The organism is Pseudanabaena sp. 'Roaring Creek' (assembly GCF_001402795.1).
GTDB lineage: Bacteria > Cyanobacteriota > Cyanobacteriia > Pseudanabaenales > Pseudanabaenaceae > Pseudanabaena.
Map to the genome: position 1 here is coordinate 1 of NZ_LIRE01000113.1, position 14,927 is coordinate 14,927.

Consider the following 14,927-nt stretch of genomic DNA (forward strand, 5'->3'; position numbering starts at 1 on the left):
TCTATTGGGTTTGATGTCTTAATTCACACAAGTGTGACAACACTTGCGTGAATTAAGAACCAAACCTAATAAGGATTTGAAAAACTAAAAATAGCTACGCTATTTTTAGTTTTGGTATAATTAGCAGCATTTAGTTAGGAATTCATGTCGAAAGCTATCAAACCTTTTTTGCTATGTACTTTATTAGGAATATCCTTTAGCGATTATTTTATTCCCGAATTTAAAAATTGTGATCGGAACGATCGCGTCATCGTTACCGCTAAAAGTAATCCATCAACTTTGCAAAGCCCTGCATCAAGCGTATCTGCGAGCTTAGATGTTTTAGACGATCCCACCACAAAAACAGAATATCAACAACTCATGCAGTCCTTTGGCGATCGCATATCACAATTGCCTATGAATGAAGTCTTACAAACAGTTTCTAGTCAATTTCTTGGCAAGCCCTACCGTGAAGGCTTATTAGATCGAGGGGAAATCGAAAAGCTATCCGTATCGCTGACGGAATTTGACTGTGTGCTATTTGTTGAAACCGTTTTAGCCTTCACTCGTAATTTGTTGGCAACCAAACCGACCTATGCAAACTTTATCGAGCAGGTTCAAACCGTAAGGTATGCAAATGGAAATTTAGATGGCTATTGTAGTCGCTTACATTATTTCTCTGCATGGATTCGCGATAATCAGAAACGTAATATCGTGCGGGATCTTACCGCTGAATTAGGGGGAATTCGCCTTGAAAAGCGCCTAAACTTTATGAGTAGTAACTGGCAAAAATATCCAAGACTCAAACATAGTGAAAGCAATTACCAATGCATTTTAGCAATGGAAGAAAAACTAGAATTAGAGACAAAATCCGCGCCATTACGGTATATCCCATCTCCAAACATCCATGCGATTTATTCATCCCTAAAAGCTGGCGACATTATTGCAGTCGTAACTGATATCAAGGGGCTAGATACAACCCATACAGGCTTTGTCTATCCCACTGCTAAGGGCTTTGGGTTTATCCATGCATCTCCATCGGGCAAAGTCAAAGTCTCGCCCGATCTCCAGCGCTACGTGGAAAGGGTAGACCATGCGATCGGTATTATGGTGGCCCGTCCGCAGCCCTAAAGGAATTTGATTGCTTGCTAATTGCTTGACGGTTGCTACTGTTGGAGCCGCTGACGCAGGATTTCTGCACCAGCGCGATCGCCCATTTTTTCCTTTAATAGGTAGAGATGAAAGAGTGCATCGTCATGCTTGGGATTGAGATAAAGTGCACGCTGAAAAAAATGCATCGCCTCAGTTTCACTGCCCTGTGCTTGATAGATCTGCGCGAGCAGTACGTAGGCTTCCACATCGGTACGATGGCGTTCGAGATAGCTTTTGCCGATACTAATCGCTTCTTGTAAAAGCCCGCGATCGGCAAGTTTTCTGGCTTCGTCTAAGGGATTGGGGAGATTGCGATCGACAGATGTTGTTGCGATCGGTTTGAAAGAAGCGGAAAAATCCCGTTTCATTTCCCCTTGCTCCAATGGAGAGGTAGGTATGGGGATTGTACTGGCGGTGATTGGCTGAGAGCATAACGCCAATTTGCGGTAGGCATAGGCTTTACTGTAGGGAATAGCTTCAAAAAGAGATTGAGGAATTTGTCCCATTTCGGAATGTCCGACAAAAAGGATCCCATCGTTAGCGAGCATTTGGTGAAGACGTTGTAAAGCGCGATCGCGATCGCTCCGATCGAAGTAAATTAGTAAATTTCGACAAAAAATAACATTATAGAAAGAAAGCCTATGAATACCAAACTGAGGGTCGATAATATTATCGCGGGAAAATCTTACAGAGTCCCGAATCTCCTTGTGCAACTCATACTCGCGATCTTTTGCTGTAAAATAACGGGCTTGAAACTCTGGGGAAGTCATCCGAAAAGAATTCGTCGTATAGACTCCACGGGTTGCTTTTTCAATCATTTTTTGACTGACATCAATCCCCTCAACTTGAAAAGCATTGAGAGATAAACCAGATTCCATCAGCGTGATAGTAATTGAATAGGGCTCTTCGCCACTGGCACAGGGTACGCTTAAAACCCTAAATATTGAGTGGTGTTGCTGCGGCAAACGCTTATGTGTAATGTAATTATGTGTAATGTAATGCTTTAAGAACGTAAATGGTTCACAATCCCGCAAAAACCAAGTTTCAGGAACCGTCACCACATCAATAAATTCCTGTAACTCCCCACCCGAACGTTGCAAAAGATGGTAATAGACTCGCTCGTCAGTTAGATCGAGGGCGCGCATTCTCTGACGAATCGCACTAGCGATCGCACTGGGACTGACCGTATTTGCATCCATCCCAATCTTTTGTTTGAGAAATACGGCGATTTCTATGTGTGACATATATCTGGTAGCAAACAATCTAATTTTACTTGCTGAATTAGTCCATAGCGATCGCTAATGATTTTGCCTAGATAAGGAGCATCACTGACCGTAATTCCTGAATCGACAAGCTCCGTATTTTGACTGTCAATGGTTTCCGTAACCCTTTCCGCCATCACACCTAAAATGGAAGGAGATTCTTGTCCTGAAACTTGATAGCGCACCAAAATAATCCGAGTGCTTAAATGCGTCTTGCAAGGAGTCCCCTGAATTAGCTGACAGAGATCGATGACAGGAACAATGACGTTACTATACTTAAACATTCCAACAACGGGAGGAGGTAATTGTTGCGGTGTTCGTAGAGATGTCAATCTTACGACCTCAACGACATAGCTACAAGCGATCGCATAGCGTTCGGTTCCCACATAAAAAAGCAGCATCAGCATAAATCATATCCAATATATCTAGTTAGACATTTAATATTGAGTACCTCAACATAATTAAAATACCCATATAAAACCTGCGGCGCAAGCGCAGCGTGCGCCGCAGGTTTTAGGATTTTATATTTGATTAAGCCCACTTACTTAGTATTACTTTGATATTACTAAAGAAGTAATGATTTTTGTTAGCTAAGTATCATCTAGAATACAGCAATGCTTCTAAATGAGCATCCTAAAGAAATATTGTAAATGAATATTGCAAATGAATATTGCAAATGAGTGTTTAAGTAAGTGGGGAAATTAAAAAGCTAATTTAAAAATCTTGGCGCGCATATAGAAGTTCTAAATCATTTGTAGATTTTTGGGTTTGTGGAATCGCCCCCGAAAGGGGGGCGATTCCACAAACTATTTAGGATTGCTATATCTTATGTCACAGTTTTATGATGGGAATATTCGCCCTATATAATCTAAATTGTACCATTGTCTTGATGCTTAATCAATTTAGCAAGCTTTACTAAAAAATTTACTAATTTATAGGAGTATTTTTTTGTTATTTAGATCTTATTAATGATGAGGTTAAGGCTATTATTAGATAAAGTATTGAAGGAATATCTAATTATTAGAAATCCAAAAAAAATCAAGTAAAATTCCAGTATTTTATAGATATTAAAAAGCTAGAATTGATAGCATATCTTACCACGAGAAAATTAATAGAAGCCTTTGTATATACTGATATACTCATTTTAGAATTAGCTATGTTATTAAGAGAAGTATTTTTTCTGGAGTTAAATGATGTATGTTTAAAAACTTAGGCTTGCAAGCCAGAATTATCGGATCTTTTTTACTAATGGCTATCTTAGTAATGATAGTTTCCCTAGTTGGACTCAGTGGTAATCAAAATCTAAGCGAACATATACGCATTTTGGGGAAAAATACTGCCCCCAGTCTTTACCATATAGGGATTATAAACGAAGCACAGACTGCTGTAAAGGCATCACAACGCAATTTACTAATTCCTCAAGTAGATAAAGAAGAAAGATTGAAATCGCGAAAGACGATTGAATCAAAATTCAAAGCAATTACCGATAGTTTTAAAATATACGAAAGTTTGTCTATTGAGGATACTGAGTTAAGTATCTATAGAGAATTAAAAGCACCTTGGGATGAATGGACTCAAAATAGCCGTCGTTTTTTGGAGCTTAGCGATGAGTTCGATAGCGCCGATATTCTAAATCCTTTGCAAGTTATGTTCGATCTCGTTCAAAAAGGACAAGTTAACTCTCCCGAATTTGTCAAAGCAAAAAATGCTGCCGATACTTTAGCCAAACTAGTCAGTTTTTCATTAGTAAAATTAAATCCATCTTTTCATAAAGCCGATGATGCTATAAATAAATTACTTGCTTATGACCTCGAACTTTCGTTAAAAACGTCTCTCAAAGCTGAGGAAGATGCTGCTAAAGCCATTCGCAACAGTCTAGGCATAGCGATCGCAGGGGCGGCGATCGCTATATTCTTCGGGGTTGTTTTCAGTAATACAATCGCTAAACCCCTAGGAGCAAAAATTGCAGGTGTGGTCTCTGTTGCCGAAAAGATCTCCATTGGTGACTTGACCAGCCGCGTTCCAGAATCATCAACTAAGGATGAGATTGGAAAGTTACTGGATGCATTTAGGTTGATGACCAACAATCTCAATGGGTTGATCGGCAAAGTCAGTCAGACTGGAATCAAGATCATGACTTCTTCAACCCAAATTTCTGCCTCTGGCAAACAACTCGAAGCCACGGTCAACGAACAGGTAGCTTCCACCAATGAAGTGGTCGCCACGGCTAAGGAAATTGCCGCCACCTCAACAGAACTAGTCCATGTCATGAATGAAGTCTCGAGGAGTGCGGAAGCCACCGCAGATTCCGCAAGTGGCGGACAACAGGAACTCACCCGCATGGAAAATACCATGCGCCAGCTAGCGGAGGCAACGGGTTCGATCTCTTCTAAACTCGGAATCATTAGCGAAAAGGCTAACAATATTAACAGTATCGTCACGACAATCACGAAGGTTGCCGATCAAACTAATTTGCTGTCCTTAAATGCAGCGATCGAGGCGGAAAAAGCAGGTGAATATGGGCTAGGATTTGCGGTCGTGGCTAGGGAAATTCGGCGCTTGGCAGATCAAACCGCCGTAGCAACCCTAGACATTGAAACCATGGTCAAAGAAATGCAATCAGCAGTTGCCACAGGGGTTATGGAAATGGATAAATTTACCCGCGAAGTTGGTCATGGCGTTGATGATATTCGGGGCATTAGCGGGAAGTTAGCGGGAATTATCCATCAAGTGCAGGGATTGACTCCCCGTTTTGATGCTGTCAGTCAAGGAATGGAAGGGCAGTCTCTCGGTGCATCCCAGATTAGTGAAGCAATGGTGCAATTAAGCGAAGCGGCTAATCAAACCGCCGATGCCCTCAGAGAGATCAATCGGGCGATCGATCAACTAAATGAAGCTGGTTACGATCTCCGACAAGAAATATCACGGTTTCAGTTGTTGAGTTAAAAGTATTCACAAATACATTCGCAAATACATTCGCAAATACATTCGCAAATATATTCGCAAATATGGCGAGAAATATAACAGAAAGGTAAAAGCCATTCTTTATGAATAATTCCCACGGTACTAACCTAAGTAATACAACCAGTAATGCAACCGAAACTACCCAAAACTGCTGGCGTAAGATTGGTGTATGGGGCGATCGCTCCTGTCCAGAATTAAAAAAACAAATTCATTGTCGTAATTGTTTTATTTATGCCGCTGCAGGGCGATCGCTCCTAGAAAGAGAAGCGCCCCTTGGTTATCTCGATGAATGGACAGAAACCGTAACGCAGGATATACCAGAAAGTTATCGTTTAAATGCTGCTAATCGCCTTTCGGTGGGCATTTTTCGGTTAGGTGCTGAATGGTTGGCTTTACCAGCACAGCTTTTCAAAGAAGTAACTCAGGTACAGACTATCCATACCATTCCCCATCGCAGTAATAAGATCTTGCAGGGATTAGTGAATATTCGGGGTGAAATTTTGATGTGTATTTCTATGATGGAATTACTGGGCTTAGAACCTACCAATGCTCACCAGATCGATCGCCAAGGGCAGGCTGTGTATCCTCGGATGGTGGTAGTTACCAAAGATGGATATTCTTGGGTATTTACCGTGGATGAAATTCAAGGTATCCACGCCATTCACCGCGATCGCCTCCAAGCGATCCCGACCACGATCTCAAAACGAACGGAAACCTATACAAAAGGTCTTATATTTTGGCAAGAGCGACGGGTGGGTTATTTGGATGATGAATTGCTATTTTATACTTTAAGTAGGAGAGTGCTATGAACCAACCAAACTTGGGCGACTTCTCCATGCTGGATCTATTTCAAATGGAAATCCAGAGCCACACCGCTGATATGTATAAAAGTTTGGAAGCCATCTCTGGCAATCTCGGTGCTGCATCTAGGGATTTATTTACCAACCTCATGCGCGCCACCCATTCAATTCGGGGAGCATCCAAAATCGTCAATATCGAGGCGATCGCCAATTTAACCGCTAGTCTAGAAAACTGTTTTGTGGCTTTTCAAGAAGGTTTTTTCCTCCCAAAACAAGAACATATTGACCTTTTCCATCAAACCGTTGATTTTCTTGCTGAAGTTGGACAGGTTCCTGTCGCAGAAATCTCCTCTTTTTTGAGCGATCGCCAAGAATATATTGACCTGTACATCCAGAACATTAAGAAGGTTACCAGAGCCGAAGATCTTCAGATCGGTGAATCCCAAGAGCTAAAAACATTGGAGAGCGATAATCCGATCCCAAATCATAGAGCGATTAAGGAAACCGATGGAGAATCCCTTTACAATAGCCACCTAATTGAATCGCCCCTAAGCGATACGATTCCCGATCTGAGCGACTTCTCCATGTTAGATCTATTTCGGATGGAAGTAGAAAATCAAGTCGCTGTGCTCAATGATGGATTGCTACAACTGGAAAATACCCCTAACGCGATCGATGAAATCGAACCACTCATGCGCGCCGCTCATTCGATTAAGGGCGCAGCTCGTATCGTCCAACTCGATGTTGCCGTCCAATTAGCCCATATTCTCGAAGATTGCTTTGTCAGCGCTCAATCAGAATTAATCAAAATCACCAGCAGTCATATCGATATCTTTCTGCAATGTGTGGATATTTTACTCAATATTTCCCAAGTATCTTCGGGAAACATTGCCGATTGGTTGACTGACAATCGGGATAATATTGGGGAAGTTCTTGTGGCGATGGAAAGTATTTTACCTGAAGAACGGCGCAATAGATTCGATAAATTAGTGGTGGCTGGGGCTTATACGGAAAAAGAGAAAGTCCCACAAGCCAAACAAGCCACAGAAGAGCCTCAGCAGGGCTTGACCTATACAGAATCGTCCCTCAGCCTAGTGGCTGGACATTCTGTTGCCAAGAGCAACGAAGCGCTCACGGTGACAGAGGCAGATGCGATCGCAGCTAGTTCTCCCATACAGTCTACGACACTTGCCAAGCCCCACCACGAGACCGAAAAAATTGCCGAACGTACCGTCAAAGTCAATACGGATAATCTCAATCGTTTGATGGGGTTAGCAGGAGAATCCCTCGTAGAAGCTAATTGGTTGCAACCTTTTGCCGATTCACTCCTAAAGCTAAAATATTTACAAGCAGATCTAGATCGGCAATTAGAGATTCTCTCCGAATCCCTTGAATCTCAGAAAAAGCTTACTTCAGTCGAGTCCATCCAGTTTAAATCCGCTCGTCGCACCGCCGATAGTTGTCGCCATTTTCTATCCGAGCGATTGAGCGAACTAGAGGTTTTTGCTAGGCGATCGGCAAATCTCTCCGATCGCCTATATCGTGAAGTCATCGCTAGCCATATGCGCCCCTTTGCCGATGGAGTGCAGGGCTTTCCCCGTATGGTGCGCGACTTAGCAAGACAACTAGGCAAGCAAGTTAAGCTGGAAATCATTGGTAAGTCTACCCAAGTAGATCGCGATATTTTAGAAAAGCTAGAGGCTCCCCTAACGCATATTCTCCGAAATGCCCTCGATCATGGTTTAGAATCCCCTGAAGCGAGAATTGCTGTAGGCAAATCTCCAGAAGGAATCATCCGCCTTGAGGCAATGCACCGTTCGGGAATGCTGGCAATTACCGTTAGCGATGATGGTAAAGGATTAAGCCCTGAGAATATTCGTCAAAAAATAATTGACAAAAAGATGACCACTCGTTCTATGGCGGACCAAATGAGCGAAACCGAACTTATGGATTTTTTGTTTTTACCAGGATTTTCCACAGCGAAACAGGTTACCGAGGTGTCTGGGCGCGGTGTGGGGCTAGACATCGTGCAAAATATGGTGCAGCAGGTCGGCGGTATCGTCCGCGCATCGTCCCAAGCAGGTAAAGGGATGACCTTCCACCTTCAACTACCTCTGACTTTATCAGTAACTCGTTCTCTATTAGTGGAGATTGCGGGGGAGCCCTATGCCTTTCCCCTCTCGCGTATCGATCACATCGTTTTAGTATCAAAATCAGAAATTCGTCTAGTCGAGAACCGTCAATATTTCACGTTCGATCAATATAATATTGGTCTTGTCGTTGCTTGTCAGGTTTTAGAATTAAGAGAATCTCAACTCAATCTAGAAGAACTGCCGATTATCATTATTAGCGATCGCCACAGTCGGTATGGCTTAGTAGTTGACAAGTTTTTAGAGGAGAGAGAATTAGTCGTTCGTCCCTTAGATAAACGCTTAGGAAAAATTCCCAATATTAGTGCTGCCGCCTTAATGGAAGATGGAGCACCTATTCTAATCATTGATGTGGAAGATATGGTTCGTACTATCGATAAGTTATTGACAGGCGGTAAACTTGATAAAGTCAGCCACTATGAAGATAAAAAATCTATTAAGAGTCGCAAACGCATACTAGTGGTAGATGATTCTATTACCGTGCGAGAAATGGAACGAAAACTACTGGAAAATAAAGGCTATGAAGTGGAGGTTGCCGTGGATGGAATGGATGGATGGAATGCAATCCGTACGGGTAGCTTTAATTTGGTTGTATCCGATGTGGATATGCCGCGCATGAATGGTATTGAGTTAGTCAGTCAAATCAAGAATCATCCCAACCTAAAATCTATACCTGTAATTATCGTATCTTATAAAGATCGAGAAGAAGACCGCCTTCGCGGTCTGGAGGTCGGTGCTGATTACTACCTTACTAAGAGTAGTTTTCATGACAATACCCTGATTCAAGCCGTACAAGATCTAATTGGAGTCTAATTTATTATGTCTACCCCTAGGAAATTGCGCATTGCGATCGCCAATGATTCCATGCTTGAAGCCGAGGCATTACGCCGTACAATTGCCTCAGTCCCCGAATATGAAATTGCTTGGATCGCCAGAGATGGCAGTGCTGCGGTCAGCCAATGCGCCCGTGATACTCCCGATCTTGTCCTCATGAATTTGATTATGCCAATTCTCAATGGTGTACAGGCGACGCAACAAATCATGAAAACTAATCCCTGCGCGATCCTATTGATTACTGCCGATGTCAACGAACATGCCAATAAAGTCTTTGAAGCCATGGGGCACGGAGCTTTAGACGCTATTGATACTCCTTCGATCGGCTTAGAAGAAAATTCCCTTGGACGCAACAAGCTACTTCAGAAAATCGAGACCTTGAGTAAGCTCGTCATTCGTGCCGATCTAAGACGTTCGTCTCCCAAGCCTCCTTTACTCGCCATTGGTGCTTCTACTGGTGGACCTAAAGCCTTAGCTATGATTTTATCCCAACTACCCGCTAGTTTTCCTGCTGCCATTGTAATTGTGCAGCATGTTGATGCCCAATTTGCTTCTGGCTTGGTTAATTGGCTGGGTACTCAGACTCCTCTGACCGTAAAGTTAGCAATTACGGGAGAGAAGGTTGAAGGGAATTGTGTCATGATTGCAGGAACCAATGACCATTTAATTATTACACCCCAGCTTACATTTCAATATACTGAAGAACCGATGGAAACGCCGTTCCGACCTTCCGTCGATATCTTCTTCCATAGCATTATGAAGAACTGGAAAAGTAAAGGTGTAGGATTGCTATTAACTGGTATGGGTAAAGATGGTGCGGAAGGGCTATCGGCATTAAAATCCGCTGGCTGGCATACGATCGCGCAGGATGAAGCAACGAGCATAGTTTACGGAATGCCCAAAGCAGCTTTTGAACTGGGGGCTGCTTGTGAAATTCTACCCATTGAAGCGATCGCCTCTGCTTGCAATCGCCAGATATCCCTATTACGGGCTTAATACTTTAAAGAAAGAATCAAAAATAATGTTTGGCAAACCCAAATCCCTTCCCAATGAGCCGCTTATTACCGTGCTACTTATCGATGATCAAGCAATTATCGGTGAGGCAGTGCGGCGAATGCTATTAACGGAAAGTGATATCATTTTTCATTTTTGTAGCGATCCCTCGGTTGCAATTCAGAAAGCGATCGAAGTTGCACCCACGGTGATTTTACAGGATTTAGTAATGCCAGAAATCGATGGCTTAATGCTCTTAAAATTCTTTCGGGCTAATGTAGTCACCCGTGATATTCCCATGATCGTCTTGTCTAGTAAAGAAGAAGTAGAACTTAAAGCCGAAGCCTTTGCGATCGGAGCCAATGATTATTTAATTAAACTACCCGATAAGATCGAACTGATTGCCCGTATTCGTTATCACTCACGCGCCTATATCAATCTCTTACAAAGAGATGAGGCTTATCAAGCAATTCAAGATTATTTAAAAAAATTAGAAATTGAACGCCGTAAAGTTGTCGAACGCACCAATGAACTTGCTCACCTGAACGTCGAATTGGAGCGGATAGCTAGCATAGACATGCTCACAGGAGTAGCAAATCGACGGCAATTTATGTATCGACTCGAACAAGAAATAGAGCGCAGTCGTCGCTATAAACGCCCACTCTCTCTAATTGCCTTAGACATCGACCACTTTAAAAAGATTAACGACGCTTGGGGGCATGGGGGTGGGGATATAGCCCTCTATGATATCTCGCAACGGGTTAATCTGCTGATGCGAGAGAGCGATTTGCTCGGAAGAATTGGCGGTGAGGAGTTTGTGGTATTGCTAACTGAGACCGCCTCGGAAGAAGCTCTGCTCGTAGCCGAGCGACTTCGCTCCGTAATTGCCGACACACCAGTAGCGATCGATGGCAATAATGTTAATGTAACCGCAAGTTTTGGGGTGGCAACCTTTGACCAAGAGAAGGATACAATTACGACGATTCTCTCTAGAGCCGATAAGGCTCTATACGTGTCGAAAGAAACGGGTAGAAACCGTGTAGTTGTCGCAAACATTTAACGGAAATATTTAATATTGAGTAGCGACTCCCTCCTCCATCAAGAATTGATATGCATAATTAGCTCAGCATAATTAAAACCCAAAACCAGAGAGAGTACTGCCCGCTAAATAGACATCAAAAGCCAATAATTAGAAGTTGCGGCGCTTCGCGCCGCAACTTCTAATTATTGGCTGGGAAGGGAGTAGCTCCTTAATATTCCGATCGCCTAATTGTCAGACATGCCCATTCTTGACGTTTCCAAAAAGTAGCAATTACCCATTTATGGGCATCTAGGGCATCGGCGACCTTCGGTACTTGCTCGATTAAGATTCCACTTAAAATTCCCCAACCATTTTCGCCCACCAGTTTATCGAAGTAGGGAACCATATCCACAATGATATCGGCGAGGATATTACAGGTAAATCCATGGGCAGGTTCGGGCATATGGGCAATGAGATCTTGGATGCTCCCTTCCGCAACCCAAATTTTTTCTGCGGCAATGCCATTGAGTTGACGATTGTGATTGGTGGCTTTAATTGCCAAAATGTCATTGTCGATCGCATAGGTTTGGCTCGCACCAATTAATAAAGCGCCAATACTCAGAATGCCCGAACCACAGCCGACATCAGCAACCACAATATTATCTTCAGGCTTGACTCCCCAAAGACGCATTTCTAAAGCTTCCAGACATAGCTGGGTCGTAGCATGAGCACCCGTGCCAAAAGCACTACCAGGATCGAGACGGAGAATTTGGCGATCGCCAAGATCGGCAGGGGCTTCAATCCAAGCAGGATAGATCGCCAACATATCACCAATTTCCTGCGGACTCCAATGTTGCTTCCAACTCGATGACCAGTCCTCGTCATTAATCACTGTCCATTGGGTGACAGGCGCTTCGTAGTTAACGGCGATCGCATCCTGTTTTAGCCATAGCGACAAGGCCGCCAGATCCAAAACATTACCTTTCTCGACAGGCAAATAACTACTAATTTGAATCTCTCCGTCTTTTTTTTGGCTTGCCATTCCTTGACAACCAAAATTTTGCAATCGCCAAAAAATTTGCTCTTCTAGAGATTGCTTGGCTATAACTTGAATTTCCCACCAACTATTGTTAATGGAGCCGATCGAAGGTGACATCTGGCGCTTATGACTATTGTATGAATGATTATATTTTAGATATCCGATATTCAGGACAAATACTTAAGAGTAAATACTCAAGAGCAAATACTTAAGAGCAAATACTTAAGAGCAAAGCCATAAATACCATCACAATCTCTAGTCTTGGATATATTCCTGTTGTTGCAACAGCGCTAATTCCGCTCGCTGTATTTCGCGACCTAGGTAGGCAGCATGGTCAAATAGTGTAACAGGGCAGGGGGGTGTTTTCTCAAAGATCTCGACACAGAGTTCCTTTGCACTTCTGCCTGTAAATAGTTTCACTGCCTGACGGTCAACCTTACCTCTAGCTGGAATTGGTTTGCCAGTTTCAGGATCGACTGCTAAACCTTGATCATTAATAATGTTGCTATAGTATTTAGCACAAATTAAACTTTGTTGATAATCCACGTAGATAATAAAGTAACCACTGGGATCAAGAGCTAGCGATCGCTTAGATAATTGATTATCAATCTCATGGATTTGTTGAGCAAGTAGGTTAGGTTTAGCAGTCAAATTCATTAACTTTGAGGCAAGAGCATATTTTTTATAGTTATCCTATGATACGACTTAATATTCTCGTTTATACAGGTTTATAGCGTTTCCCAGCCGAAGAGGAGAAGGTTGGCGCTTTGCGCCAACCTTCTCCTCTTCGGCTATGGCTATAGATGAAGTTTTAGAGAATCATCGGATCCCAATACATTCCTATACAATGGGATACAACAGGACGATAGTTAATATCCAGAGCCGATAACTAGAGGGGCGATCGCCATGCCAGCCAAAGTATTAGATGGACGCTATAAATTAATTAAACAAATCGGAGCAGGTGGATTTGGACATACCTTCATTGCTAGAGATATGCGTCGTCCGGGATCGCCGCCCTGTGTTGTCAAACAACTGAAGCCTGCCAGCGACGATCCTAACTTTATCCGTGAAGCCAGACGGCTATTCAACACAGAAGCTGAAACCCTAGAGAAATTAGGCAGACACGACCAAATCCCTCAACTCCTCGCCTACTTTGAAGAAGACAAGCAGTTCTTTTTAGTTCAAGAATTTGTAGAAGGAAAATCACTTCATGATGAACTAAAAGCGGATTTGCCAGACGTTTCAGATTTAGATAATCAGTCTCAAGAGGTCATTCTTGAGGAACTAGCCAATATTGACAACAAAACCAGAGACAAACAGTTACGTGAAGTTGAAGTTCTCAAAATCTTGAAGGATGTCTTAGAAGTTCTAGAATTCGTCCATTCTGAAGGGGTGATTCATCGCGATATTAAGCCAGACAACCTAATCCGTCGCAAAAAAGATCAGAAAATCGTCCTCATTGACTTTGGTGCTGTCCGAGCCATGCAAGATGCTAATACTAAACTCGCTGCCGACGAAAAGGGCGAATCGCGATTTACCGTAACCATTGGTACTCCTGGATATATGCCTAGCGAGCAATGCGCGGGACGACCCAATTACAGCAGTGATATTTACGCCTTAGGGATGGTCGCTATTAAGGCTCTCACGGGCTACGCTCCCACTGATTTACCAAACGATCCTGCTACAGGGGAACTAGTGTGGCGCGACAAAGCCAAGGTCAGTAACGGTCTAGCAATGGTATTAACGCGCATGGTTCGCTATCACTATACTCAAAGATATCAGTCAGTACGGGAGGTCAATCAAGGCATTAGTACTTTCGCGACCATGAGTGAGGTGGAACGTCAAGCCACGACCAGCAAGATCGTCCGATCCACAATTCTAACGGGAACAGATGGCTTAACTAACTCCAATAGTACTTCTTACCAAGCTAATACCCAAACGCGACGAGTGGTTCCTGCTTCTAACTCAGCTAGTTCTAACTCTGGAGTTCTATTTCTGTTTGGTGGTCTATTGGCAGTAGTTGCGGTAATTGCCGCCTTTGTTTTGCCTGCGATGATGCGCAACAATCAGCCATCTGTGATTGTCAATAATCAACCGATCGCGCCTAGACCGATCGCGCCTGAATCAAATCCTACAAGCCCAGTCCCCGTTGCGACTTCCAGCGAATCTATCAATCAAGTTCTCAATTTAGAGGTGAATAAAGAATCCTTGGTTATTCCCAATAAAATAGCAGGGAATGCTACTCACAGCTACAACATTCAAGCTAAGGCTGGGCAATTACTTAGTACGGCAATTACGGGCAATGGACTATCCCTTACAGTGCTCAATGCTCAAGGCATCGCCTTACCTAATGCCGTCAATGTTTTGAATGCCGATCTGCCAATTACCAGCGATGGAGCCTATACCATTCAATTGAGAGGGCTGGGAACTGCGGAAGTTCCCTATCAACTGAGACTGGGGCTTAAAGATACGACGATCGCTCCACCTACGCCGCTACCCAATACCAGTCCCAACGCAATTCCCAGCGTAATTCCCAGTCCAATTCCCAGTCCAATTCCCAGTTCCAGTCCAATAGTAACGCCCCCAAACACTACGGTTCCTAGCCCCCCCATTTCCACAACACCGCCCACCGCCCCAGCAACACCTGCCACGCCACTACCCAAAATAGAAGTTAAAGTCAAAAATTATAAAAATTAGTCAATACGATCAGAATGGAGAGCGCAAACCGCTCTC

Annotated in this window: 11 protein-coding genes; 7 read left to right on the plus strand and 4 right to left on the minus strand. The window is 43.2% G+C overall.

Going from position 1 to position 14,927, the window contains the following annotated elements:
• The first annotated feature begins 144 nt into the window (after nt 1-144).
• The gene (locus AC805_RS03675) at nt 145-1,110 is read left to right on the plus strand and encodes an N-acetylmuramoyl-L-alanine amidase-like domain-containing protein (RefSeq protein WP_082429389.1); all 966 of its coding nucleotides are present in this window, start codon (nt 145-147) and stop codon (nt 1,108-1,110) included.
• Nucleotides 1,111-1,145: 35 nt separating this feature from the next.
• On the opposite strand, the gene AC805_RS03680 is transcribed toward AC805_RS03675, so the two are convergent.
• Together AC805_RS03680 and AC805_RS03685 are read right to left on the minus strand one after the other, a co-directional pair.
• Nucleotides 1,146-2,375 carry a protein-glutamate O-methyltransferase CheR gene (locus AC805_RS03680; protein ID WP_055074158.1) on the minus strand — a complete coding sequence of 410 codons (1,230 nt, stop codon included), beginning with the start codon at nt 2,373-2,375 and terminating at the stop codon, nt 1,146-1,148.
• Entirely contained in the window at nt 2,363-2,800 is a 438-nt protein-coding gene (locus tag AC805_RS03685; RefSeq protein ID WP_055074159.1) for a chemotaxis protein CheW, read from the minus strand. The genes AC805_RS03680 and AC805_RS03685 overlap by 13 nt, the downstream gene beginning before the upstream one ends.
• Before the next feature lie 790 nt (nt 2,801-3,590).
• On the opposite strand from AC805_RS03685, the gene AC805_RS03690 reads away from it, so the two are divergent.
• From AC805_RS03690 to AC805_RS03710, 5 genes are all read left to right on the plus strand, one after another.
• Nucleotides 3,591-5,339: a methyl-accepting chemotaxis protein gene (locus AC805_RS03690; protein WP_055074160.1), complete on the plus strand. Its 1,749-nt coding sequence runs from the start codon at nt 3,591-3,593 to the stop codon at nt 5,337-5,339.
• 101 nt (nt 5,340-5,440) lie between these two features.
• Nucleotides 5,441-6,166, plus strand: coding sequence for a chemotaxis protein CheW (locus AC805_RS03695; protein ID WP_055074161.1), 726 nt, complete (start codon nt 5,441-5,443; stop codon nt 6,164-6,166).
• Complete coding sequence (locus tag AC805_RS03700) at nt 6,163-9,120, plus strand: response regulator (RefSeq protein ID WP_082429390.1); 2,958 nt, start codon at nt 6,163-6,165, stop codon at nt 9,118-9,120. Before AC805_RS03695 ends, AC805_RS03700 begins: the two co-directional genes overlap by 4 nt.
• A 6-nt stretch (nt 9,121-9,126) precedes the next feature.
• Nucleotides 9,127-10,137, plus strand: coding sequence for a chemotaxis response regulator protein-glutamate methylesterase (locus tag AC805_RS03705; protein ID WP_197278618.1), 1,011 nt, complete (start codon nt 9,127-9,129; stop codon nt 10,135-10,137).
• The gene (locus AC805_RS03710) at nt 10,070-11,194 is read left to right on the plus strand and encodes a diguanylate cyclase (RefSeq protein WP_231662419.1); all 1,125 of its coding nucleotides are present in this window, start codon (nt 10,070-10,072) and stop codon (nt 11,192-11,194) included. Before AC805_RS03705 ends, AC805_RS03710 begins: the two co-directional genes overlap by 68 nt.
• Nucleotides 11,195-11,384: 190 nt before the next feature.
• On the opposite strand, the gene prmA is transcribed toward AC805_RS03710, so the two are convergent.
• Nucleotides 11,385-12,311 (minus strand): 50S ribosomal protein L11 methyltransferase, encoded by a 927-nt coding sequence (prmA, locus tag AC805_RS03715; RefSeq protein ID WP_072143508.1) that lies wholly within the window; start codon nt 12,309-12,311, stop codon nt 11,385-11,387.
• 138 nt (nt 12,312-12,449) lie between these two features.
• Complete coding sequence (locus AC805_RS03720; RefSeq protein WP_055074163.1) at nt 12,450-12,851, minus strand: DUF4346 domain-containing protein; 402 nt, start codon at nt 12,849-12,851, stop codon at nt 12,450-12,452.
• 249 nt (nt 12,852-13,100) lie between these two features.
• Here AC805_RS03720 and AC805_RS26045 point away from each other — a divergent pair, with 249 nt between their 5' ends.
• Nucleotides 13,101-14,891, plus strand: coding sequence for a serine/threonine-protein kinase (locus tag AC805_RS26045; protein WP_055074164.1), 1,791 nt, complete (start codon nt 13,101-13,103; stop codon nt 14,889-14,891).
• The last annotated feature ends 36 nt before the right edge of the window (nt 14,892-14,927 follow it).